Annotated in this window: 20 protein-coding genes; 11 read left to right on the forward strand and 9 right to left on the reverse strand. The window is 60.7% G+C overall.

The annotated features are described in order from the left end of the window. Positions 1-53: 53 nt before the first annotated feature. Together FFM53_RS20595 and FFM53_RS20600 are read right to left on the reverse strand one after the other, a co-directional pair. Positions 54-818, reverse strand: a complete 765-nt coding sequence (locus tag FFM53_RS20595) for a GntR family transcriptional regulator (protein ID WP_011652849.1) — start codon at positions 816-818, stop codon at positions 54-56. Next, the gene (locus FFM53_RS20600; protein WP_138387045.1) at positions 815-1699 is read right to left on the reverse strand and encodes a glucosamine kinase nucleotide-binding domain-containing protein; all 885 of its coding nucleotides are present in this window, start codon (positions 1697-1699) and stop codon (positions 815-817) included. Before FFM53_RS20600 ends, FFM53_RS20595 begins: the two co-directional genes overlap by 4 nt. Positions 1700-2224: 525 nt before the next feature. Here FFM53_RS20600 and FFM53_RS20605 point away from each other — a divergent pair. The 5 genes from FFM53_RS20605 to FFM53_RS20625 all read left to right on the forward strand — a co-directional run bounded on the left by FFM53_RS20605 (position 2225) and on the right by FFM53_RS20625 (position 7565). Further along, complete coding sequence (locus tag FFM53_RS20605; protein ID WP_128438203.1) at positions 2225-3484, forward strand: ABC transporter substrate-binding protein; 1260 nt, start codon at positions 2225-2227, stop codon at positions 3482-3484. A gap of 217 nt (positions 3485-3701) precedes the next feature. Next, on the forward strand, positions 3702-4649 hold the full coding sequence (locus FFM53_RS20610; protein ID WP_138387046.1) for a carbohydrate ABC transporter permease: 948 nt from the start codon (positions 3702-3704) through the stop codon (positions 4647-4649). Positions 4650-4658: 9 nt separating this feature from the next. After that, positions 4659-5498 (forward strand): carbohydrate ABC transporter permease, encoded by an 840-nt coding sequence (locus FFM53_RS20615; RefSeq protein WP_138330479.1) that lies wholly within the window; start codon positions 4659-4661, stop codon positions 5496-5498. A gap of 41 nt (positions 5499-5539) precedes the next feature. Continuing rightward, a complete protein-coding gene (locus FFM53_RS20620; protein ID WP_210273059.1) occupies positions 5540-6553 on the forward strand; it encodes a Gfo/Idh/MocA family protein in 1014 nt (337 codons plus the stop codon). 10 nt (positions 6554-6563) lie between these two features. Continuing rightward, complete coding sequence (locus tag FFM53_RS20625) at positions 6564-7565, forward strand: ABC transporter ATP-binding protein (protein WP_138387048.1); 1002 nt, start codon at positions 6564-6566, stop codon at positions 7563-7565. Between the two features lie 75 nt (positions 7566-7640). Here FFM53_RS20625 and FFM53_RS20630 read toward each other — a convergent pair whose 3' ends face one another. The 6 genes from FFM53_RS20630 to FFM53_RS20655 form a co-directional block, all read right to left on the reverse strand. Next, on the reverse strand, positions 7641-7946 hold the full coding sequence (locus FFM53_RS20630; protein WP_012758329.1) for an NIPSNAP family protein: 306 nt from the start codon (positions 7944-7946) through the stop codon (positions 7641-7643). Between the two features lie 196 nt (positions 7947-8142). After that, complete coding sequence (locus FFM53_RS20635; RefSeq protein ID WP_138330483.1) at positions 8143-9204, reverse strand: ABC transporter ATP-binding protein; 1062 nt, start codon at positions 9202-9204, stop codon at positions 8143-8145. A 12-nt stretch (positions 9205-9216) separates the two neighbouring features. Next, a complete protein-coding gene (locus FFM53_RS20640; RefSeq protein ID WP_026158775.1) occupies positions 9217-10005 on the reverse strand; it encodes an ABC transporter permease in 789 nt (262 codons plus the stop codon). Next, positions 10002-10895: an ABC transporter permease gene (locus tag FFM53_RS20645; RefSeq protein WP_138330484.1), complete on the reverse strand. Its 894-nt coding sequence runs from the start codon at positions 10893-10895 to the stop codon at positions 10002-10004. The genes FFM53_RS20640 and FFM53_RS20645 overlap by 4 nt, the downstream gene beginning before the upstream one ends. 70 nt (positions 10896-10965) lie before the next feature. After that, a complete protein-coding gene (locus FFM53_RS20650; RefSeq protein WP_138330485.1) occupies positions 10966-12069 on the reverse strand; it encodes an ABC transporter substrate-binding protein in 1104 nt (367 codons plus the stop codon). Between the two features lie 191 nt (positions 12070-12260). After that, positions 12261-13133, reverse strand: coding sequence for a MurR/RpiR family transcriptional regulator (locus tag FFM53_RS20655; RefSeq protein ID WP_138387049.1), 873 nt, complete (start codon positions 13131-13133; stop codon positions 12261-12263). 178 nt (positions 13134-13311) lie between these two features. Here FFM53_RS20655 and FFM53_RS20660 point away from each other — a divergent pair, with 178 nt between their 5' ends. From FFM53_RS20660 to FFM53_RS20685, 6 genes are all read left to right on the forward strand, one after another. Further along, positions 13312-14082: an N-formylglutamate amidohydrolase gene (locus tag FFM53_RS20660; protein WP_138387486.1), complete on the forward strand. Its 771-nt coding sequence runs from the start codon at positions 13312-13314 to the stop codon at positions 14080-14082. A gap of 119 nt (positions 14083-14201) precedes the next feature. Further along, the gene (locus FFM53_RS20665; RefSeq protein ID WP_173883615.1) at positions 14202-15758 is read left to right on the forward strand and encodes an amino acid permease; all 1557 of its coding nucleotides are present in this window, start codon (positions 14202-14204) and stop codon (positions 15756-15758) included. A gap of 146 nt (positions 15759-15904) precedes the next feature. Then, a complete protein-coding gene (locus FFM53_RS20670) occupies positions 15905-17269 on the forward strand; it encodes a glutamine synthetase family protein (protein ID WP_138387051.1) in 1365 nt (454 codons plus the stop codon). Between the two features lie 205 nt (positions 17270-17474). Beyond that, positions 17475-18860 (forward strand): aldehyde dehydrogenase family protein, encoded by a 1386-nt coding sequence (locus tag FFM53_RS20675; protein ID WP_138387052.1) that lies wholly within the window; start codon positions 17475-17477, stop codon positions 18858-18860. Then, positions 18857-20008, forward strand: coding sequence for an iron-containing alcohol dehydrogenase (locus FFM53_RS20680; protein WP_138387053.1), 1152 nt, complete (start codon positions 18857-18859; stop codon positions 20006-20008). Before FFM53_RS20675 ends, FFM53_RS20680 begins: the two co-directional genes overlap by 4 nt. Before the next feature lie 230 nt (positions 20009-20238). After that, positions 20239-20952: a ParA family protein gene (locus FFM53_RS20685; RefSeq protein WP_138387054.1), complete on the forward strand. Its 714-nt coding sequence runs from the start codon at positions 20239-20241 to the stop codon at positions 20950-20952. 75 nt (positions 20953-21027) lie between these two features. Here FFM53_RS20685 and FFM53_RS20690 read toward each other — a convergent pair whose 3' ends face one another. After that, a complete protein-coding gene (locus tag FFM53_RS20690; protein ID WP_138387055.1) occupies positions 21028-22431 on the reverse strand; it encodes a L,D-transpeptidase in 1404 nt (467 codons plus the stop codon). Positions 22432-22781 lie beyond the last annotated feature (350 nt).

Genomic DNA, 22781 nt, shown 5'->3' on the forward strand with positions numbered 1-22781 from the left:
CTTTTGAAAATCAAGAAGATTTTTCTGTTGAACCGGTGATGTCGGCTTTGCGGTCAAGTCACCGCGATCGTCAGCTCCGCGACGAAATCATAGGCGTCGCCGCGATAGAGTGAGCGGGTGAATTCGACGGCGCGGCCGGAGCCGAGATAGGAAATGCGCTCGATCGACAGGCCGGCCGCACCGACGGAGACACCGAGAAGCTGGGCGTCGGCTTCCTTCATGTTGGTGGCCGAGATGCGCTGCACTGCGCGCACCGGGCGGACCTGGAGGCGTTCGAGTTCGGCATAGAGCGAATTGGTGACGGCCGACGGATCGGGCAGGAATTCGCCGGAGACGCTGGCATTCTCGATCGCCAGCGGCTGGTCGTCGGCGATGCGCAGGCGGGAAAGGCGCGAAACCTTGACGTCGGTGCCGAGGCCAAGGATCATCATCTCGTCGGGCGAGGGGGTGTGGATGCCCTTGTGCAGCCATTCGGAGCGGGAGGACATGCCGCGGCGCGCCATATCCTCAGTAAAGGAGGTGAGCTGCGACAGGCGTTGCTCGACCTTGGAGACCGGCTTGGCGACGAAGGTGCCCGAGCCGTGGCGGCGCACCAGCAGGCCATCGGCGACAAGTTCGTCGATCGCCTTTCGCACGGTGACGCGGCTGACGGCGGCGAATTCGGCGATGTCGCGTTCCGGCGGCAGCGCATCGCCGTGGCCGAGCGTGCCGGTGCGCACGGCCTCTTCGAGCATGCGGCGCAGCTTGACGTAGAGCGGGCCGGTGCCGGCGGCCTGCAAGCGCTCCAGGGATAGGATGGTAGCGAGGTCGTCGCTCATGCCGCACCTCTCTGCCTGTCGTTCAAGAGCTTCACCGCAAGTTCCACCGCGCCGTGCAAGGCATCGTTCTTCGGTCTGGCGAGCAGCGGCCTGTAGCGTTCGGAAAGCCAGGGTTCATAAGCTTCGGCAAGACCTCCGAGCAGGCAGATCGACGGGCATTCGGACCAGAGCAGCGCGTCGAGGCTTTCGCCGATCGCCGTTGCCGCATCCGTGACGATGCCGACCGCGATAGCATCGCCCTTGGCCGCATGTTCGAAGACGATCGGTGCGTAGCGGGCAAAGTCCTTCGGTCTTGCCGAGTGCGCGAATTCGACGATGTGCTCGGGATCGTTGCCATATTCGGTCATGACCGCTTCGGTGATCGGCGATGCTGGGCGCACTCTGTCGTGGGCGAGCAGCGATCTTTCCAGGAGGTCGCGGCCGAGGCGGGCGCCGCTTGCCTGGTCGCCGACAACGGAACCCCAGCCGCCGATGCCGTTCAGCCGGCCGTCCTTGCGGGCATTATAGACGGAGCCTGTTCCGAAGGCGCCAACGATGCCGTCGGCATCGCCGAGCGCGCCCTGCAGGGCGATCAGCGCATCGGTGACGACGCGGCCTTCGGCAAAGGGCAGGGCCTTTTCGATTCGCCTGCCGTAATCCCCGACATTGGCGCCGGCAACGCCGACGACGGCTGCGACAGAGGAAAGGGTCTCAGCATCGAGCCCGGCATCGCGTAGCGCCTGCCGGGCGGATTCGACGATATTGAGAAGAGAGTTTTCGAGATCCGACAGAATGTTGGCAGGGCCGGCCTTGCCGCGGCCGATGACTTTGCCGTTCCTGTCCGCGACTGCGGCCCGGCAGCTCGTTCCGCCGCCGTCTATGCCGATTGCAAGCTCCGTCATCGGGCCTCCGAATATGCCGTTCCCCATGTTTTTTAATACAATACCAAAAAAATACCATTTACCAAGTGGGAATGAGGAAGAAAATCAATCTTTTTATCTTATTGATTTTGCTTGATTAAATTTTTTAATGAATTTTATCAGGCCGAAAAGTTAAATTAGTCTGGACAATTGGTATTTTTTTGGCATTAATTCGGCAAAAGGGAACAGCACTTCGAGGCCCGCGAAAATCAGCAGTTAAGCCAAGCCGGAACCGCTTCGAAGGTGATCGAGATGACGACCCGCCGGTCTATCAGCTGGTGGCGAATTCAGGCGTCCATCGGCTTTCCCCATCATTTCGCCGCCCCGGTGCAGCCACCGGGAAGGCGCGCAGTCCGGCCGCAGGCGATCCGCCTTCGTGTCCGTCGAGCTTTCGGGACCGGCATTACTGGCGGTCCTCCAAGGGGCGTTGGGTGTTACCTCAAACACGCCAATTGCTTGTTTCAGATCGAAAACAGCGCCTAACGGCGCTTAAAACAGGAGAGGGAAATGAAAAACACTGCTCTGAAAAGCTTGCTGCTTGCCTCCAGTCTGCTGAGTTCAGCGGGCCTCGTCCATGCCGCCGACGTCACGCTGACGGTCGAAAGCTGGCGTAACGACGACCTGCAGATCTGGCAGGAAAAGATCATCCCGGCTTTCGAAGCCAAGAACCCGGGCATCAAGATCGTTTTCTCGCCGACCGCGCCGACCGAATACAACGCCTCGCTGAATGCCAAGCTCGATGCAGGCTCCGCAGGCGATATCATCACCTGCCGTCCGTTCGATGCCTCGCTCGAACTCTTCAACAAGAAGCAGCTCACTGACATCACCAGCCTGCCTGGCATGGAGAACTTCTCGCCGGTCGCCAAGGCCGCCTGGAGCACCGACGACGGCAAGTCGACCTTCTGCGTGCCGATGGCTTCTGTCATCCACGGCTTCATCTACAACAAGGATGCCTTCGACAAGCTCGGCATCTCTGTGCCGAAGACCCAGGACGAGTTCTACGCAGCGCTCGACAAGATCAAGGCCGACGGCACCTACATTCCGCTCGCCATGGGCACGAAGGACCTCTGGGAAGCCGCTACCATGGGCTACCAGAATATCGGCCCGAACTACTGGAAGGGTGAGGATGGCCGCGCCGCCCTGATCGCCGGCAAGCAGAAGCTGACGGATGCCGACTGGGTCAAGCCCTATGAAGAGCTTGCAAAGTGGAAGCCCTATCTCGGCGACGGCTTCGAAGCCCAGACCTATTCGGACAGCCAGAACCTGTTCACGCTCGGTCGTGCCGCGATCTATCCGGCCGGCTCGTGGGAAATCTCGCTGTTCAACAGCCAGGCGCAGTTCAAGATGGGCGCCTTCCCGCCGCCGGTTCCGAAGGCCGGCGACACGGGCTACATCTCCGACCATCCGGATATCGGTGTCGCTCTGAACACCAAGAGCACGCATGCCGAGGAAGCCAAGAAGTTCCTTAGCTGGGTCGCTTCGCCTGAGTTCGCCGATATCTACGCCAACGCGCTGCCGGGCTTCTTCAGCCTGAACTCTAACCCGGTCAAGATGTCCGATCCGCTCGCTCAGGAATTCGTCTCCTGGCGCGGCCCGTACAAGTCGACGGTGCGCTCGACCTATCAGATCCTGTCGCGCGGCACGCCGAACCTCGAAAACGAGACCTGGGTCGAATCGGCCAATGTGATCAACGGCACGGATACGCCGGCGGTTGCTGCCGAGAAGCTCCAGAAAGGCCTCGACAGCTGGTACAAGCCGGCCAAGTGATGTGATCAGGGGCGGCTTTTGCTGCCCCTGATCCGGCCTGCCGGCCACCTTCTCCCCGCTCGCGGGGAGAAGGAGACTCGCAGCGACCTCCCAGCCCGATATGGCATCTCAGCAGGGCGTGTTCCCTCTCTTCCCAGGTGGCAGAGAGTTAGGGTGAGGCGCAACGTTTTCCACCTGTGCTGCCCTTGCAGCCAGTCGACAAGAACAGGCAAAAGCCATGAGCGAAACCGACAACGCGGCCGATATCGTCCCGATCAAGCGCCCGGTGCGCTGGCACATTTTCGTCTTCATGCTGCCGGCCCTAATCGTCTATTCCGCGGTCATGGTGCTGCCGCTCATCGAAACGCTTCGGTTGTCGCTCTACAATACGGTCGACGGGCAGCCGGCCTTCGTCGGTCTTGCTAATTTCAAGGTGCTGTTCGGTGATCCGCGCTGGGCGCGTGATTTCTGGAACGCGCTCGTCAACAACCTGATCTTCTTTGCCATCCACATGTGCGTGCAGAACCCGATCGGCGTGGCGCTAGCCGCCCTGCTTTCGGTGCCGAAGCTGCGCGGCGTTGCCTTCTACCGCACGGCGATGTTCCTGCCGACGCTCTTGTCCTTCGTCATCGTCGGTTTCATCTGGAAGCTCATCCTTTCGCCGATCTGGGGCGTGGCGCCCTGGATGCTCGATCTCATCGGTTTGAAATTCCTGTTCGCGCCCTGGCTCGGCCAGTCCGGCCCGGCGCTGATCGCAGTGTCGCTGATCTCGAACTGGCAATATATCGGCATTCCGATGATGCTGATCTATGCGGCCCTTCTGAGCATCCCCGAGGAAGTGATTGAGGCGGCCGAATGCGACGGCATCACCGGCTGGGCGCAATTCTGGAAGATCAAGCTGCCGCTCATCCTGCCGGCGATCGGCATCATCTCGATCCTGACCTTCGTCGGCAATTTTAACGCCTTCGACCTGATCTATACCGTGCAGGGGGCGCTTGCCGGGCCTAACATGTCGACCGACATTCTCGGGACGCTGCTCTACCGCACCTTCTTCGGTTTCCAGCTTCAGCTCGGCGACCGCTCGATGGGGGCGACGATCGCCACAGTGATGTTCCTCATCATCCTCGCCGGCGTCTCGCTTTATCTCTTCGTCATCCAGCGGCGCATGCGTCGCTATCAATTCTGAGGAGCGCGCATGTCCAAGGCACGCACATCTCCCATCCGCACCGGCCTCGTGCACCTGGCACTGAGCGCCTATACGCTGGTCGCGCTGTTTCCGGTGTTTCTGACCATCATCAACTCGTTCAAGGATCGCGCCTCGATCTTCCGCGAGCCGCTGATGATCCCGACACCATCGACCTTCAGCCTCGTCGGCTATCAGACGGTGTTGGGGCAGGGCGATTTCGCCACCTATTTCCAGAACAGCTTCATCGTCACGATCGTCTCGATCCTGCTGGTGCTGCTCTTCGGCGCCATGGCCGCCTTTGCGCTTTCCGAATACCGTTTCCGCGGCAATATGCTGCTCGGGCTCTACATGGCGATCGGCATCATGATCCCGATCCGTCTCGGCACGGTGGCGATCCTGCAGGGCATGGTGGCGGCGGGCCTCGTCAATACGCTGACGGCGCTGATCCTCGTCTATACCGCGCAGGGCATACCGCTGGCGATCTTCATCCTGTCGGAGTTCATGCGCACGGTTTCGGATGATCTGAAGAATGCCGGGCGCATCGACGGGCTTTCCGAATATGCGATCTTCTTCCGCCTGGTGCTGCCGCTGGTGCGCCCGGCCATGGCGACGGTCGCCGTCTTCACGATGATCCCGATCTGGAACGACCTCTGGTTCCCGTTGATCCTGGCGCCCTCCGAGGCCACCAAGACGGTGACGCTCGGCTCGCAGATCTTCATCGGCCAGTTCGTCACCAACTGGAACGCGGTGTTGGCGGCGCTGTCGCTGGCGATCCTGCCGATCCTCGTCCTCTACGTCATCTTCTCGCGGCAGCTGATCCGCGGCATCACGTCAGGAGCCGTCAAGTGACTGAAAAACCGATCCGCGTCCTCGTTGCCGGCCTCGGCAATATGGGCCGCAGCCATGCGCTCGCCTATCACAACAATCCCGGCTTTGAGATCGTCGGTCTCGTCAACCGCTCGACGCCGCAATTGGAGCCTGAGCTGCAGGGCTATACGATCCATCCCGACTTCATGGCGGCGCTGGCCGAGCTGAAGCCGGACCTCTGCTCCATCAACACCTATTCCGACAGCCATGCCGATTATGCGGTCGCTGCCTTCGAGGCCGGCTGCGATGTCTTCGTGGAAAAGCCGCTGGCAACCACCGTCGCCGATGCCGAGCGCGTCGTCGCGGCAGCTGGGAAGGCGGGGCGCAAGCTGGTGATCGGCTATATCCTTCGCCATCATCCTTCCTGGATGAAGCTGATCGAAGAGGCGCGCAAGCTCGGCCCGCCTTACGTCTTCCGCATGAACCTCAACCAGCAGTCCAGCGGCCCGACCTGGGCGACGCATAAGTCGCTGATGCGCACCACCTCGCCGATTGTCGATTGCGGTGTGCATTATGTCGACGTCATGTGTCAGATCACTGACGCGAGGGCCGTCGAGGTGCGCGGCATGGGGCTGCGCATGTCCGACGAGATCGCTGCCGACATGTATAATTACGGTCACCTGCAGGTGCTGTTCGAGGATGGTTCCGTCGGCTGGTACGAAGCCGGCTGGGGTCCGATGATTTCGGAAACCGCCTTCTTCGTGAAGGATGTGATGTCGCCGAAGGGCGCGGTGTCGATCGTCATGGATCCGAACGCCAAGTCCGACGATATAGACACGCACACCAAGACCTCGGTGATCCGGCTGCATACGGCAGAGACCGGGCCTGACGGCAAGTTCATCCGGCCCGACCAGGACATGACGATGGAAGGCGAACCTGGCCATCAGGCGCTCTGCGACCTGGAACAGGCCTTCATGCTGAGGGCGATCCGCGAGGATCTGGACCTCGACCGCCATATGGCGGATGCGGTGGCGTCGCTGCGCATCTGCCTTGCCGCCGACGAGAGCGTGCGTACCGGCCAGCCGGTCAGATTGTAAGGGAAAGACAGTGGGATCGCTTCAACTCAAATCCATCCGCAAGACCTATGGCACGCATGAAGTGCTGAAAGGCATCGACCTCGAGGTCAAGGACGGCGAATTCGTCATCTTCGTCGGGCCTTCGGGCTGCGGGAAATCGACGCTGCTGCGCAGCATTGCAGGCCTCGAAGACGTTACCTCGGGCGCCGTCGTCATCAACGGCCGCGATGAGACGCTGACGCCGCCGGCCAAGCGCGGCATCGCCATGGTGTTTCAGTCCTACGCGCTTTATCCGCATCTGACGGTCAAGGACAATATGGGGCTCGGGCTCAAGCAGGCCGGCACCGCCAAGGATGAGATCGAAAGGCGTGTCGGCAAGGCGTCCGGCATGCTCTCGCTGGAACCCTATCTCGCGCGCCGGCCGGCCGAACTCTCCGGCGGCCAGCGCCAGCGCGTCGCCATCGGCCGCGCCATCGTGCGCGAACCGGAACTCTTCCTGTTCGATGAGCCGCTGTCGAACCTCGATGCGGCGCTGCGCGTCCAGACCCGCCTCGAAATCGCCCGGCTGCACCGCAGCCTGAAGGCAACGATGATCTATGTCACCCACGACCAGGTCGAGGCGATGACGCTTGCCGACAAGATCGTTGTCCTGAATGCCGGGGCGATCGAGCAGATCGGTTCGCCGATGGAACTCTACAAACGACCGGCCAATGTTTTCGTTGCCGGCTTCATAGGCTCGCCGCAGATGAATTTCATCGCGGCCGAGAAGGTCGGCGATCATAGCGCCAAGACGATCGGCGTGCGTCCCGAACACGTGACGTTATCGCGCGAACAGGGGACTTGGGCTGCGAAGGTCGTGCATGTCGAGCATCTCGGCGCGGACACGATCATCTATCTGGAATCCGACCAGTGCGGCCTGTTGACGGCGCGCCTGTTTGGCGAGCATCAGTACGAGCCGGACGAGATCGTCTATGCGACGCCGGACCAGGCGCACGTGCATCGTTTCGATGTCGACGACCAGGCGATCCGCTAAGCGCATGACAGAACGAAAAAAGCCCCGCCAGCCAGCCTGGCGGGGCTTTTTCATTTCCCGTCGTGCATGGTTCGCTCAACCGAGCACGGGCCGCATGAAGCTGCGTTCATAGCTGACGATACTGCGGTTGCGTTTGTCGAGCTCGAAAGCGGCCTGACATTCCGGATCGCTGGCCATGCGCGTGCGATAGTCCTCGTAGGCGGCAAGGCTCGGGAAGGAAAACAAGGCAACGGCAATGTTGTTGGCGCCTTCGGACGGCAGGAAATAACCGTGATGGGTGCCACCCATCCTGTTGACGATCGGAATCCAGAGCCGGGCATATTCTTCGAATTCGGCTAGCTTGTAGGGATCGATCACATAACGCAGGTGGCAGGTAATCATTGAAATATCCCATCAGGTAAGATGCTGGGCGGAAGGCTGCCCGGCTGATTTGGTTTGCTCAACTTCTGACATCGAGCTGGGGGAGTTCAAGTGCTTTGTGGTGATGGCTGCATCACGATTGCTGACGGCTCGAACGAGCTGAAATGAAAAAAAGCGCTGTTTTGCGGCGCCTTTTGTCTCAGCGGTATTGGCGAAATCAGTCGCGGATGATGAGCAGGTCGGCTGCCATGAAGCGCAGGGTTACCGTTTCGCCGGCCTGCGGCGGGGTGGTGCCCGGGCTGTTGAACATGTCGAAGGAGATGACGTTGCCGCCGACATTCATGCGCGTGCGGATGACCGACCCCAGGAAGTGGGCCGAAACGACATGGCCGGTCAGCGCCGTGTCGCTCTTGACGCTGTCGGAGAGCGAGCCCGCTTCCGGGCGCAGCGCCAGCGAGATGGTTTCTCCGGCCTTGTGGGCAGCGACCGACTGCTTCAGCGTTATGCCCTGATCGCCGATCTGGATGCGGTTGGTATCGGGATCGACGACCTTGGCCTCGATGAGGTTCAGCGTGCCGACGAAGGAGGCGACGAAGCGCGTTGCCGGCGTATTGTAGATCTCGAAAGGCGAACCGATCTGGTCGGCCTTGCCGGCATTCATGACGACGATGCGGTCGGAGATCGAAAGGGCTTCTTCCTGATCATGGGTGACGAAGACCGTGGTGATGCCGAGCTGCTGCTGGATCTGGCGGATTTCCTCGCGCAGCGACACGCGGATCTTGGCGTCGAGTGCGGAGAGCGGCTCGTCGAGCAGCAACACTTGCGGCTTGACGGCGAGCGCACGGGCAAGGGCGACTCGCTGCTGCTGGCCGCCCGACAGTTGATAGGGGAAGCGGTCGGCCAGGTGATCGAGCTTGATCAGGCCGAGCATTTCCTTGACGCGGGCGTCGATCTCAGGTTTTGGGGCGCCGGCGACCTTGAGACCGAAGGCGACATTGTCGTGTACCGTCATGTTGGGGAAGAGCGCGTAGGCCTGGAACACCATGCCGATATTGCGCTGGTTCGGCTTCAGCGCGCTTTGGTCCTTGCCGTTGATGGTCAGCGTGCCGCCGGTTGGCGTTTCGAAGCCGGCGATCATGCGCAGAACGGTCGTCTTGCCGCAGCCCGACGGCCCGAGGAAGGAGACGAACTCACCCTTCTCGATGTTCATGTTGAAGTTCTTGACGACCTGAACCGGGCCGAAGGATTTTTGAATGTTGTTCAGCGTGAGAAAAGACATGAGCCAGATACCTTAAGCCTTTGCCGGGCGGGCTTTGCCGACGCGGGAAACGATGTTGAGCAGGCCCATGCTGAGCCAGGTGATCGAGAAGGCGATGACGGCAAGCGCCGAAGGCTCATAGGCCTTGTTGGCGCCAACGAGCTGCAGGTAGGGACCGAAGGCCGGACGGTTCAGAAGTGCGGCAAAGGTGAATTCGCCCATGACGATCGCGAGCGTGATGAAAGCGCCTGAGAGCACGCCGCTCATGACGTTGGGAAAAATGCATTTGAACATGATGGTCGTCCATCGGGCGCCGAGGCTTTCGGCCGCTTCCGTCAGCGTGCGGACGTCGATGGCGCGCATGGCGGTATCGACGGCGCGGTACATATAAGGCAGGGACAGGGTGATATAGGAGAAGACCAGCAGGATATTGGTGCCGGTCGTCGAACCCGTCAGCGGCAGGTAGGACGAAGAATTATACATCCTGAGGTATCCGAAGACGATGACGATCGCCGGAATGACAAGCGGCAGCAACGTGATGAATTCGACGACCGGACGCATCTGCGGCAGCCGCAGCCGCACCCAATAGGCCGTCGGCACGACGAGCAGCATGCCGAAGACGATGGTGAGCAACGCCATCAGCATCGAATAGCCGAAGGTCTCCCGGAACTGAATGTCGGAGAATACCGACTCATAAGCATCGAGGCTGTATTCGCCACGGCGCATGCGCAATGAAAACTCGATTGTGCCGATCAACGGGATGATAAAGTAGGACGCGCCGAGAATGATGGCGATCCAGGCTCCGAGACGTTGAGCTTTCATTTCTGCCACCGTTCGGCGCGCATGCGCAGCATGAGGTAAAGGACGTTGGAGACGCCGGTGATGACGATCATGCCGAGCGCGATGGCGTAACCGAGGTTGGCATTGTGCAGAACGTCGCCGCGGATCTGCGCATAGAGCAGGATCGGCACGATGTTCAGCGAGCTGCCGGTCAGCGCGAAAGCGGTGGCAATGGCGCCGAAAGCGTTGGCGAAGAGCAGCAGCGTCGTGCCGAGCAGGCTCGGCCAAAGGATCGGCAGCGCGACCATCGTCCAGTACTGGCGGTTGGTGGCGCCAAGAATCTGCGAGGCTTCGCGCCATTCCTTCTTCATGCCGTCGAGGGCCGGCGTCAGAATCAGCACCATCAGCGGGATCTGGAAATACATGTAGGTGATGGTGAGGCCGAAGAAGGACAGCAGGTTGAAGCCGGTGCCGTAGAGATTGAAGCCGAACCATTCGCGCAGGAAGATCGTCACAAGGCCGGTGCGGCCGAGCGTTGCGAGGAAGGCGAAGGCGAGCGGCACGCCGGCGAAATTCGAGGCGACGCCGGAGAAGGTCAGCAGCGTCGAGCGCACGGAGGCGGGCAGGCCGCCGAGCACGACGGCCCAGGCAAGGAAAAAGCCGATCAACGCGCCGCCGAGGGCGGAGGCGACCGAGATACGGATACTGATCCAGTAAGCGCTCATGATCGATGGCGTAAAAAGATCGCCGATATTCTTCAGCGTGAAATCGCCCTCGGGCGTCAGGAACGCGCCCACCACGAGATAAAGCGTGGGCATGATCAGGAACAGCAGGGAGAATATAATGAAGGGTGCGATGCCCAGCCAGTCGATCACGCGGTCTTTGTTGATCAAGGGGGCACTGCTCGCCATCGGCGTTGAAACGGTGCTCATGGAAAAGCTCATCCTGGGACGTCGGAGTGAGAAAACCTCCCCGCCTTGCGGCGGGGAGGCAGGATCAAAGTTACTGAACGTTGGCGCCGACGACGGAATCCCAGTTCTTGGTAATGGTTTCCTTGCCGGCGGCCTGCTCTTCCAGCGTCGGGAAGACAGCCTTTTCATAGGCTGCTGCTGGCGGCAGCTTATCGAGCAGTTCCTTCGGGATCTTGTTGTTCTTGGCAAGATCGTTGAACCGGATCGGGTGGCAATAGCCCTTCAGCCAGCCGAGCTGACCTTCGTCGGAGTAGAGGTATTCCATCCAGAGCTTGGCAGCGTTCGGGTGCGGAGCGAAGGCGGAAATCGCCTGAACGTAGACGCCGGCAACGACGCCGGTCTTCGGAACGACGACCTCGAACGGAGGATTGCCCTTCAGGCCTTCGCCCCAGGAGAGGGCGTTGTAGTCCCAGGCGATGACGATCGGCGTGGAGCCCTGCGCGAAGGGAGCAGCCTTGCCGACGACCGGCACGAAATTGCCGCTCTTGTTCAGTTCGGCGAAGAACTTCAGGCCTTCCTCGCCTGCCTTGGCCGCGTCGCCGCCGGATGCGGAAAGACCAGCGGCATAGACGCCCTGGACAGCCTGGTTGGCGCTGCGCGGATCGCCTGCGAGGGCGACGCTGTTTGCATAGTCGCTCTTCTTCAGGTCGGCCCAGTCAGTCGGCGATTCCTTGACGAGATCCTTGTTCACCAGGAGCGCGAGAACGCCGTAATAGTCGCCGTACCAGTAGCCTTCAGCATCCTTGGCGGTATCCGGAATGGAATCCCAGGTGGAGACCTTATAAGGCTGGATCAGGCCGTCTTTCTTGGCGGACGGGCCGAAAGAGAGGCCGACGTCGATGACGTCAGGAGCCTGCGGGCCGGTGTTGCCCTTGTTGGCCTTGATGGCTTCGATTTCGTCGCCCGAACTTGCATCCGGGTTCAGTTCGTTGACCTCGATGCCGTACTTGGCCTTGAAGCCGGCAATGACGTCGCCATAGCCGCACCAGCTGTGCGGCAGAGCGATCGTCGTCAGGCTGCCTTCCTTTTTGGCGGCGGCGATAAGTTCAGCGCTCGGCTCGGCGGCGGCAATCGCGGTCGAAGCCATGATCATCGCAGTAGAAAGCGACAGAAGTCGAGAAATGTTAGAGATCACTGTTGTTCTCCTTCGGGTTTTCAGTGTCTGGCGATGCTGTTAATGAGATTACATGAAGCTTGTGTGACAGTTCGATGACGTTAATTCTGCTGTGAATAACGGGGGTTGCGACAAATGTTTTATTTGCGACAACGCCGTCTGTTTCCGCGAAAAATCCGCCATTGTTTTTCTTCTGTTTTAGTCTTGTCCTCCTAACCCGGTTTACGGAAAAGCCTGGTTTGCTCGAACAGGCCTTCCAGTGTCTTCATGCGCTCCTTCGTCTCGTCCCAGGTCGAGTTCTGAACGGCCTCGATCAGCGCTTCGACGATGAAAAGGGTAACGACGGAGGAATCCCAAGCCGATGGCGCCTCGATCCGGACGCGGAAGGCATGCCTGGCGAGCTTGGCGGCCGGCGAACCCCACTGGTCGGTGAAGACGATGATTTCGGCGCCGCGTTTGCGGGCGGCGGTCGCAAGGCTCACCATCTCCTGCTCATAGCGGCGGATGTCGAAGATGATCAGGATGTCGCCGGCATTCATGTTGAGGGCATATTGCGGCCAGCTGCTGGAATTCGACGATAGCAGCGTCGTTGCCGGCCGGATCACCTGCATATGGGTGAAGAAATATTCGGCAAGCGCGCCGGTGATGCGGCCTCCGACGAAATAAAGGCCGCGCTTGCGGTCGGAGAGCAACGCGGCGACGCTGTCGAACGTCGCGGTGTCGAGATCAGTCAGCGTCTGGCGCAGATTACCCATGATGGCATCGGCGAAACGGTTGAGAATATGGGTGCCCGGCGCGTTCTGCGCCCAGCGGTCGTGCTTGGCGATCGGATTCGAGATCGTCGCCTCGACTTCCTGATGCAGATGCGCCTGAAAGTCCGGATAACCCTTGAAGCCGAGCTTCTGCACCATGCGCACGACGGTCGGCGTCGAGACGCCGGCGTTTTCGGCGATCGTGGTGATGCTGCCGAGGCCGGAGACCGGATAGTTGTCGAGCAGGCTTTCGGCCAGCTGCTTCTCGGCACGAGTCAACACCCCCAAATGCGAGTGTATGACGTCCGAAACCGTCTTCGACGCAATTGTCACTTAATATGCTCCCCGGGATGGTCTGGCGCCACTTTCCCACTCAAAGTTAACAACGCTGTCATAATCCATGTCAACCACTGTCATGAAAAGAAATTTTCAGTGGATGCTTGACACCGACCGAAACCTGAAGAATTCTTTTCTTCATCAAGAATTTGTTAAGGGATAAGGAGTGGCGCCTTTGGTGCTGGCCCGGCCGAAAATCCTCAGTGAAGCGGACGGTGACTGCGTCGGGATCGAACGCATCCACGGCCGGAGCCCGGTGCTTCTGGTCTGCGAGCACGCTTCGAATGCGCTTCCAGCCCTTTTCGGCGATCTCGGCCTGCCCAGCGAAGCGCTCTCCACTCACATTGCCTGGGACCCGGGCGCGCTTGCGGTCGCCCGCATCCTATCGGAAGCGCTCGACGCGACGCTCGTTTACCAGCGGTTCTCCCGGCTTATCTACGACTGTAACCGGCCGCCCAGTTCACCCGGCGCCATGCCGGAGACCAGCGAAATCTACGACATTCCCGGCAATAGGGATTTGAGCCCCGAAGAACGGCTTGCGCGCACAGACGCGCTCTATGTGCCTTTCCACGACGCCATTCGCGGGCTGATCCGCGATCGCCGGGCGAGGGGGCAGGACAGCATCATTGTGACGATGCACAGCTTCACGCCGGTCTATCACGGCCGCGAACGCGCGGTCGAACTCGGTATATTGCACGATGAAGATAGCCGGCTCGCCGACCGCATGCTGAGGGCAGCGGCCGAGGCGCCGCTTTACAGAACGGAACGCAACGAGCCTTACGGGCCTGAGGACGGTGTGACGCACACGCTGATCCTGCACGGGCTTTCGAACGGCTTGCGCAATGTGATGATCGAGGTCCGCAACGACCTCATCGCAAACGATATCGGCCAAGGGGTCATGGCCGATTATTTGAAAGGGCTGCTCCAGCAAAGTCTGGACGCCTGAATAATAAGAAGACCCGAGGGAGCAGTTTAACTGCGAACGTCCGCATGGCGCAAATGCCGCGGACAATTGGCACTGAATCGGCCCGCAATTCCGCGGCCAATCGTGAACAGGGGGAAGTCATGTCGGATTATACCGAACTGGACAAGAAGCAGGATGTGCACATCCTGCATTCCATGGGTTATGCCCAGGAACTCGAACGGCGCATGAGCTCGTTTTCGAACTTTGCCGTCTCATTTTCCATCATCTGCATTCTCTCCGGCGGCATCAATTCGCTGGCGCAGGCGACCTCGGGTGCCGGCGGCGCCGCCATCGGCATCGGCTGGCCGGTCGGCTGCTTCATCTCGCTCGTCTTCGCCATCGGGATGGCGCAGATCAGCTCGGCCTATCCGACGGCCGGCGGCCTCTATCACTGGAGCTCGATCCTCGGAAACCGCTTTACCGGCTGGGTGACCGCCTGGTTCAACCTGCTCGGTCTCGTCACCGTGCTGGGCGCCATCAATGTCGGCACCTATTATTTCTTCATGGGGTCGTTCGGCACTAGCTATTTCGGGCTGACCGACACGACGACGGTGCGCATCATCTTCCTCGTGGTCATCACCGGCGCGCAGGCGCTCGTGAACCACATGGGCATCGGACTGACCGCGAAGCTGACCGATTTCTCGGGTTATCTCATCTTCGCGACCGCTATCGCGCTTTCGGCCGTCTGCCTCATCGCAGCGCCCTCCTACGAGATCGGCCGCCTTTTCACCTTCGCCAACTATTCCGGCGAAGTCGGCGGCAATGTCTGGCCTTCCACCTCCGGTGCCTGGGTCTTCCTGCTCGGCCTGCTGCTGCCGATCTACACCATCACCGGCTATGATGCCTCGGCGCATACGTCGGAAGAGACGGTCAAGGCTGCCGAATCGGTCCCGCGCGGCATGGTCGCCTCGGTGCTCTGGTCGGCGCTTTTCGGCTATATCATGCTGTGCGCCTTCGTGCTCATGCTGCCGAATATGGATGATGCGGCAAAGCAGGGCTGGAACGTGTTCTTCTGGGCGATGGACAGCCAGGTCAACCCGATCGTCAAGGACATTCTCTATCTTGCCATCCTCGTCAGCCAGTGGCTGTGCGGCCTTGCGACCGTTACTTCGGTCTCGCGCATGATCTTCGCCTTCTCGCGTGACGGCGGTCTGCCGGCGTCGAAGGTCCTGTCGAAAGTCAGCCCAAAGCACCGCACGCCGGTGGCTGCGATCTGGACCGGCTCGATCCTCTCGGTTCTGTTCGTCTGGGGCTCCTCGCTCGCTACGATTGGTGACACGCCGGTCTATACGATCGTCGTCTCGTGCACGGTCATCTTCCTGTTCTTCTCTTTCGCCATCCCGATCACGCTCGGCCTGTTCGCCTGGGGCACGTCGAAGTGGGACAAGATGGGACCGTGGAACCTCGGCGAAGGCGTCTTCAAGCTCTTTGCCGTGCTGACCGTCATCGCGATGATCCTGATCTTCATCCTCGGCATTCAGCCGCCGAACGAATGGGCGCTCTACATCACCGTCGGTTTCCTGGTGCTGACGGCGATCGTCTGGTTCGGATTCGAAAGCCGCCGCTTCAAGGGGCCGCCGATCGGTGCGGAAGTGGCAAAGCGTCAGGCCGAGATCGCGGCCGCCGAAGCAGCCGTCGGCGAAAGCGGCGAAAACTAAGCATCGAGGCTTCCCTCTCAAATGGCGGGGCCGCATCCTGCGGCCCCATCACCGGCACAACGAAAAGGCATCAGGCCGCAAAGTCCGGCCGAGCGCATGCGATTTCGTTGCCCCGATTTTCTCAATTCAATTCAGGCGGATCAATCATGAGCAGCTACACAATCGACGATCTCAGGAAGGATGTTGCCGAAGGGCGCATCGACACGGTTCTGGCCTGCCAGGTGGATATGCAGGGCCGACTGATGGGCAAGCGCTTCCAAGCGGAATATTTCGTCGAGAGCGCCTGGAAGGAAACGCACAGCTGCAACTACCTGATCGCCACCGACATGGAGATGGAGACCGTCTCCGGCTACAAGGCGACGAGTTGGGAGAAGGGCTACGGCGACTACACGATGAAGCCGGATCTTGCGACGCTGCGTCGTATTCCCTGGCTGGAAGGCACCGCGCTGGTGCTTTGCGATATGCTCGATCATCATACGCACGAGGAGGTCGCCCACTCGCCGCGCGCGATCCTGAAGAAGCAGGTGAAGCGGCTCGAGGATATGGGCATGAAGGCCTACATGGCCTCGGAGCTCGAATTCTTCCTGTTCGACCAGAGCTACGAGGCGGCGCAGGCTTCCGGCTACCGCAACCTCAAGCTCGTCAGCGCCTATAACGAGGACTACCACATCTTCCAGACCACCAAGGAGGAAGAGGTGATGCGGGCGATCCGCACCGGGCTGCAGGGCGCCGGCATCCCGGTCGAGAACTCCAAGGGTGAGGCGTCGGCCGGCCAGGAGGAAATCAACGTGCGCTACGCCGATGCGCTCGCCATGGCCGACCGGCACGCGATCATCAAGAACGGCTGCAAGGAGATTGCCTGGTCGAAGGGCAAGGCTATCACCTTCCTCGCCAAGTGGAATTACAATGCTGCCGGCAGTTCCTCGCATATCCACCAGTCGCTCTGGAGCCTGGAGGAAAAGCCGCTTTTCTTCGACCATACCGGCAAATACGGCATGTCGCCGCTGATGCATAATTACGTCGCCGGGCTTCTCGCTCATGCGAGCGAGATCACCTATTTCCTGGCGCCCTACATCAACTCCTACAAGCGCTTCATGGCCGGCACGTTTGCGCCGACCAAGGCGATCTGGAGCAAGGACAACCGCACCGCCGGCTATCGCCTGTGCGGCGAAGAGACCAAGGGTATCCGTATCGAGTGCCGCGTTGGCGGCTCCGATCTCAATCCCTATCTCGCCTTCGCCGCGCTGCTTGCCGCCGGCATTGACGGCATCGAGAACAAGCTCGAACTGGAAGCCCCCTTCGTTGGCGACGCCTATGGCGGCAAGGGCGTTCGCGAGATCCCGCGCACGCTGCGCGCGGCCACGGCGGCGATGACGGAATCGGCGATGCTACGCAAGGCCTTCGGCGACGACGTGATCGACCACTATACGCGCGCCGGCGAATGGGAGCAGGAAGAATACGACCGCCGCATCACCGATTGGGAAGTGGCGCGCGGTTTCGAAAGAGCTTAATAGGCATTTGCGATTTGCTTGCCCCTCACCTTAACCCTCTCCCCGTAAAAACGGGGAGAGCGGACGTGCCAAACGCAGCGTCGATGTTAGGGAAAGCCGGTGCGGCATATCCCCTTCGCCCCGTTTGCGGGGAGAGGTGCCGGCAGGCGGATGAGGTGCCACGGCCTCACTCAAATTTTGAAGAATACGAGGATAGGAACAGATCATGGCAATGATCCAATGCATTTCACCGGTTGACGGGTCGGTTTATGCCGAGCGCGCAGCCCTTTCTTTCGATGCCGCCAAGGATGTGGTGGCGCGCGCCCGCAAGGCGCAGAAAGCCTGGGCGAAACGGCCCCTCGAAGAGCGTGTGCAACTGGTGCTGAAGGGTGCTGCGCGGCTGAACGAGATGTCCGATGTCGTCGTGCCAGAGCTCGCCTGGCAGATGGGCCGGCCGATCAAGTATGGCGGCGAATACAAGGGTTTCAACGAGCGTTCCAACTATGTCGCCTCGATCGCGGCGGACGCGATGGCGCCTGTTGTCGTCGAGGAGAGCGATCGTTTCGAGCGGCGCATCGAGCGCGAGGCCCATGGCGTCGTCTTCGTCGTAGCACCATGGAACTATCCCTACATGACGGCGATCAACACGATCGCGCCGGCGCTGATGGCCGGCAATACCGTGGTGCTGAAGCATGCCTCGCAGACGCTGCTGGTCGGTGAGCGGCTGGTGCAGGCCTTCATCGAGGCCGGCGTTCCCGAGGATGTGTTCCAGAACGTCTTACTCGATCATGAAACGACGTCAGCGCTGATTGCCGCCGGCAGCTTCAATTTCGTCAACTTCACCGGATCGGTCGAAGGCGGGCGGTCGATGGAGCGGGCGGCTGCCGGCACCTTCACCGGCCTCGGCCTCGAACTCGGCGGCAAGGATCCGGGTTATGTCATGGAGGACGCCGATCTCGAGGCGGCCGTCGACACGCTGATGGACGGCGCGACCTACAATTCCGGTCAGTGCTGCTGCGGCATCGAGCGCATCTACGTGCATGAATCGCTCTACGACGCCTTCGTCGAGAAATCGGTTGCCTGGGTATCGAACTACAAGCTCGGCAATCCGCTCGATCCGGAAACCTCGCTCGGGCCGATGGCGCATAAGCGCTTCGCCAAGGTGGTACGCGAGCAGATCGCCGATGCGGTCGCCAAGGGCGCCAAAGCGCTTGTCGATCCCAAGCTTTTCCCTGAGGATGACGGCGGCGCCTATCTCGCCCCGCAGATCCTCGTCGATGTCGATCACTCCATGGCCTTCATGCGCGAAGAGACTTTCGGCCCGGCAGTCGGCATCATGAAGGTGAAAAGTGACGAGGAAGCATTGGCGCTGATGAACGACAGCCAATACGGATTGACGGCTTCACTCTGGACCCGGGATGTTGGGCGGGCGGCACGGCTCGGCCGCGAGATCGAAACCGGCACTGTTTTCATGAACCGCGCAGACTATCTCGACCCGGCGCTTTGCTGGACCGGCGTCAAGGAGACCGGCCGCGGCGGCTCGCTGTCGATCATCGGCTTCCACAATCTGACGCGTCCGAAATCCTTCCATCTGAAGAAAGTCACAGCATGAGCAGCAACATCACCGCAAACTGGAGCTACCCGACATCGGTCAAGCTCGGCCGGGGCCGCATCAAGGAACTGGCCGATGCCTGCAAGAGCCTCGGCATCAAGAAGCCGCTGCTCGTCACCGACCGCGGCCTTGCCTCGATGGCGATCACCAGGAACGCCCTCGATATCCTCGAAGATGCCGGTCTCGGCCGGGCGATCTTCGCCGATGTCGATCCGAACCCGAACGAGAAAAACCTCGAAGCCGGCGTTAGGGCCTTCAAGGACGGCGGCCATGACGGCGTCGTCGCCTTCGGCGGTGGCTCCGGGCTCGATCTCGGCAAGTGCGTCGCCTTCATGGCCGGCCAGACGCGGCCGGTCTGGGACTTCGAAGATATCGGCGACTGGTGGACGCGTGCGAACCTCGAGGGTATCGCCCCGATCGTCGCGGTGCCGACAACGGCAGGCACCGGTTCGGAAGTCGGGCGCGCCAGCGTCATCACCAATTCCGAAACGCATGTGAAGAAGATCATTTTCCATCCGAAGTTCCTGCCTGGCGTCGTTATTTCCGATCCGGAACTGACGGTCGGCATGCCGAAGATCATCACGGCCGGGACCGGCATGGATGCCTTCGCCCATTGCCTGGAGGCTTATTCCTCGCCCTTCTATCACCCGATGTCGGCCGGCATCGCGCTCGAAGGCATGCGCCTCGTCAAGGAGTTCCTGCCACGCGCCTATAGGGAAGGCACGGATCTGGAAGCCCGCGCCAACATGATGGCCGCCGCCGCCATGGGCGCGGTCGCCTTCCAGAAGGGGCTCGGCGCCATCCACGCGCTGTCGCACCCGATCGGCGCCGTCTACAACACCCATCACGGCATGACCAATGCGGTGGTGATGCCGGCGGTGTTGCGCTTCAACCGCAAGGCGATCGAGGAGAAGATCGGCCGCGCCGCCGCCTATCTCGGCATTTCGGGCGGTTTCGACGGGTTCTACGACTATGTGCTGAAGCTCCGCTCCGAACTCGGCGTGCCGGAGACGCTGTCGGCGATGGGGATCGCTGCCGACCGCATCGACGAATTATCGGCCATGGCGATCGAAGATCCGAGCGCCGGCGGCAACCCGGTTGCACTGACGCTTGAAAATACCAAGGCCCTATTCAAAGATTGCTTCTGACGACATAAGAGCGGACCAACAGACTGGCCTGGAAAACCGCGGTTTCCCAGGCCTTTTTCGTTTCGGGCAGCATCCCTATTTTTAGGGATGTGAAAAATACCGGCTGCAATTTCGCCGCGCGTCTTTCGAATTTGTTAACCATGATTAGAAAGAATGAATTAACCGCACGATGCTCCGACGGTGCGTAAAAGAGCGATTCCGGCTCGCACCATTCCTTCCGAGGACCGAACATGCCTGTCATCACATTCGCAAATACCAAGGGCGGCGCCGGCAAGACGACCGCTGTTCTGCTGCTCGCGACCGAGCTTGCCCGCAAAGGTTATCGCGTCACCATTCTCGACGCCGACCCGCAGCACTGGATTTCGCGTTGGCACGAAATATCAGGTCATGTGCCCAATCTTTCGGTGATCGATTTCGTCACAACTGCGTCGCTGCCGGTGCATATCAGCGAGAACAAGCACAATACCGACTATTTCATCGTCGATCTGCCCGGTGCGCGCAATCCGCTGCTTGCCACTGCCGTTGGCCTTTCCGACCACGTGCTGATCCCCATTCAGGGCTGTGCGATGGATGCGCGCGGCGGTGCGCAGGTGCTCGAACTGCTGCAGTATCTGGATGAGAAGGCCGGCATCAAGATCGGCCATTCGGTGGTGCTCACCCGCGTCAATTCGATGGTGACGACGCGGGCGCTGCAAGTCGTCAAGTCGCTGCTCAGCGAGCGGCATGTGCCGGTGCTCGATACGGCGATCATCGAACGCTCCGCCTTCCGCGACATCTTCGACTGTGGCGGCACGCTGCACACGATCGATCCGACGCGCGTCAGCAACCTCGACAAGGCGCGTGAGAACGCCACCTGTTTTGCCGAGGAAATCATGCGCAAGCTGCCGGTCAGGCTGACGGCATCCGCCCGCGTGACGAGCCCGATGGTCCGCTCGGCCGCTTGAATATATCCCCCACCTGAAACGACAAGCCCGCCGGAGCGATCCGGCGGCCTTGTCGTTGTTATCGTCAGAATGATTTCAGTCGACGAATTCGACCGTCACTCCCGGCTTGACCATCTTGGCAAGCTCGGTGGCATCCCAGTTGGTCAGCCGGATGCAGCCGTGGCTCTGAGTGCGGCCGATCTTCGAGGGCTCGGGCGTGCCGTGGATGCCGTAGGTCGGCTTGGAAAGCGCCATCCAGACGGTGCCGACGGGGCCGTTCGGGCCGGGCGGGATATTGAGGATCTTGTCGTTGGCGCCCTGCTGGAAATTGATCTTCGGATTGTAGGTGTAACCGGGATTGAGGGCGACACGCTCGACGTTGACGGTGCCTGACGGAGAGGGGGTATCGGTGGAGCCGATCGACGCCGGATAGGCGGCGAGGAGATTGCCGGCGCCGTCATAAGCGAAGACCTGCTTACGGCCCTTGTCGGCGATGATGCGCGCGACCGCGCCGCTCTTCGGCTCGCCCGGATTGACGACCTTGATAACGGTGCCAGGAACGGTGAAGTCGGCGCCGGGGTTCATCTCCTTGAGGAAAGCCTCATCCATGTGGAAACGCTCGGCCAGCATCTCGGTGGTCGAGGTGTAAGCCAGCGACGGCAGCAGCGCCTTATGCGAATAGTCTTCCGGAATCTCTGCGACGAAGGGGCCTGCCGCATCGGCCGGCGTGATCGTATAGCTGACGACGGGCAGCCCGCCGGTCATGCGCAGCTCTTCCAGAATGGCGTCAGTGTTGTTCGGGTCGAGCTTCGAGCCGGTCATCTGATCGTAGGCTAAGATCGCCTTGGTGACGTTCGAACCCATATGGCCGTCGATGACGCCGGGGGAGACGCCGGCGCGGTCGAGGAAGACCTGCAATGCGACGATCTCCGGCTTCGATTTGTTGTTCAGCGTGATGACAGGTTCATCGGGTGCGGCCGCCCTCGGCTGATCGGCGGGCGGGATCTGCTGGTCGGGATCAATCGCGGCATAATCGTCGCCGGGCTGCGGATTGCCGATGCTGTTATCCTCGGGATAGGGCTGGTCGCCGAGCGGATGGCGCTCGATCGCGGCATCGCGCGGAATACCGCCGGTGACGGCGCCGCGCTCGGAATAACGTGTATCGCCATCGGGATTGTTGTCGGAATAATAGGGGTCGTTGCCGTACTGGTCGTTATAGACTTCGCGTGCGCCGGGCCGCGGCGGATAGTAGCCGCGGGCGCGCATCTCGGTAGCGACGACGTTGCCATAGTCGTCGATCAACACGCGATTGCCGCTACGGTCGCGGGCGTAGATATAGCCGGCTGGAATATAGTCGAGGATTTCGCCGCTCGGCGTCACAAGCACGATATCGCTCTGGCGGCGGTCGCGGAACTGCTGCGCGCCTGCCTCTGGCGGTGTAGCCGCAAGGGCAGTCAGAACGGCCGCGAAGCAAAATGCCGACTTCAAAAAGCGATTCACGTCTCATACCTCGAACAGTGACTGGCAGACACACACCTGCGAATTTTGACGCTAGTGTGGAATTTATGAAAGCGTGCTGAACAAAATATGAAAATCACTAAGATTTCCTTTTGCTCATAAACGTTTGCGTCCTTGTGTCAGTTCCGCAAAATCCACGGTTGCTGCAAAAACGCAAGATACGGGCGACGCCGATTGACGAATGGCGGCCCGAAACCTAACGCTAGCGCATCCTTCTTTGCGAAAATCGATTCCGTTTTTCGGAAAGCATGATGCGTTGTTTCAAAGTGTTAGAGCGTCCTTTGTGCGTCCGAAAGGACGCATGGCGCTCTAAGGGGCCGACCATTCCCCGA

It is taken from the genome of Rhizobium indicum (assembly GCF_005862305.2).
GTDB classification, from domain to species: domain Bacteria; phylum Pseudomonadota; class Alphaproteobacteria; order Rhizobiales; family Rhizobiaceae; genus Rhizobium; species Rhizobium indicum.

Coding starts and splice junctions, on each gene's coding strand:
- FFM53_RS20640 (WP_026158775.1), bottom strand. CDS start 10,005: ATGAAAGCTCAACGTCTCGGAGCCTGGATCGCCATCATTCTCGGCGCG.
- FFM53_RS20620 (WP_210273059.1), top strand. CDS start 5,540: ATGGGCCGCAGCCATGCGCTCGCCTATCACAACAATCCCGGCTTTGAG.
- FFM53_RS20635 (WP_138330483.1), bottom strand. CDS start 9,204: ATGTCTTTTCTCACGCTGAACAACATTCAAAAATCCTTCGGCCCGGTT.
- FFM53_RS20670 (WP_138387051.1), top strand. CDS start 15,905: ATGAGCAGCTACACAATCGACGATCTCAGGAAGGATGTTGCCGAAGGG.
- FFM53_RS20595 (WP_011652849.1), bottom strand. CDS start 818: ATGAGCGACGACCTCGCTACCATCCTATCCCTGGAGCGCTTGCAGGCC.
- FFM53_RS20600 (WP_138387045.1), bottom strand. CDS start 1,699: ATGACGGAGCTTGCAATCGGCATAGACGGCGGCGGAACGAGCTGCCGG.
- FFM53_RS20665 (WP_173883615.1), top strand. CDS start 14,202: ATGTCGGATTATACCGAACTGGACAAGAAGCAGGATGTGCACATCCTG.
- FFM53_RS20605 (WP_128438203.1), top strand. CDS start 2,225: ATGAAAAACACTGCTCTGAAAAGCTTGCTGCTTGCCTCCAGTCTGCTG.
- FFM53_RS20630 (WP_012758329.1), bottom strand. CDS start 7,946: ATGATTACCTGCCACCTGCGTTATGTGATCGATCCCTACAAGCTAGCC.
- FFM53_RS20615 (WP_138330479.1), top strand. CDS start 4,659: ATGTCCAAGGCACGCACATCTCCCATCCGCACCGGCCTCGTGCACCTG.
- FFM53_RS20675 (WP_138387052.1), top strand. CDS start 17,475: ATGGCAATGATCCAATGCATTTCACCGGTTGACGGGTCGGTTTATGCC.
- FFM53_RS20680 (WP_138387053.1), top strand. CDS start 18,857: ATGAGCAGCAACATCACCGCAAACTGGAGCTACCCGACATCGGTCAAG.
- FFM53_RS20610 (WP_138387046.1), top strand. CDS start 3,702: ATGAGCGAAACCGACAACGCGGCCGATATCGTCCCGATCAAGCGCCCG.
- FFM53_RS20645 (WP_138330484.1), bottom strand. CDS start 10,895: ATGAGCACCGTTTCAACGCCGATGGCGAGCAGTGCCCCCTTGATCAAC.
- FFM53_RS20685 (WP_138387054.1), top strand. CDS start 20,239: ATGCCTGTCATCACATTCGCAAATACCAAGGGCGGCGCCGGCAAGACG.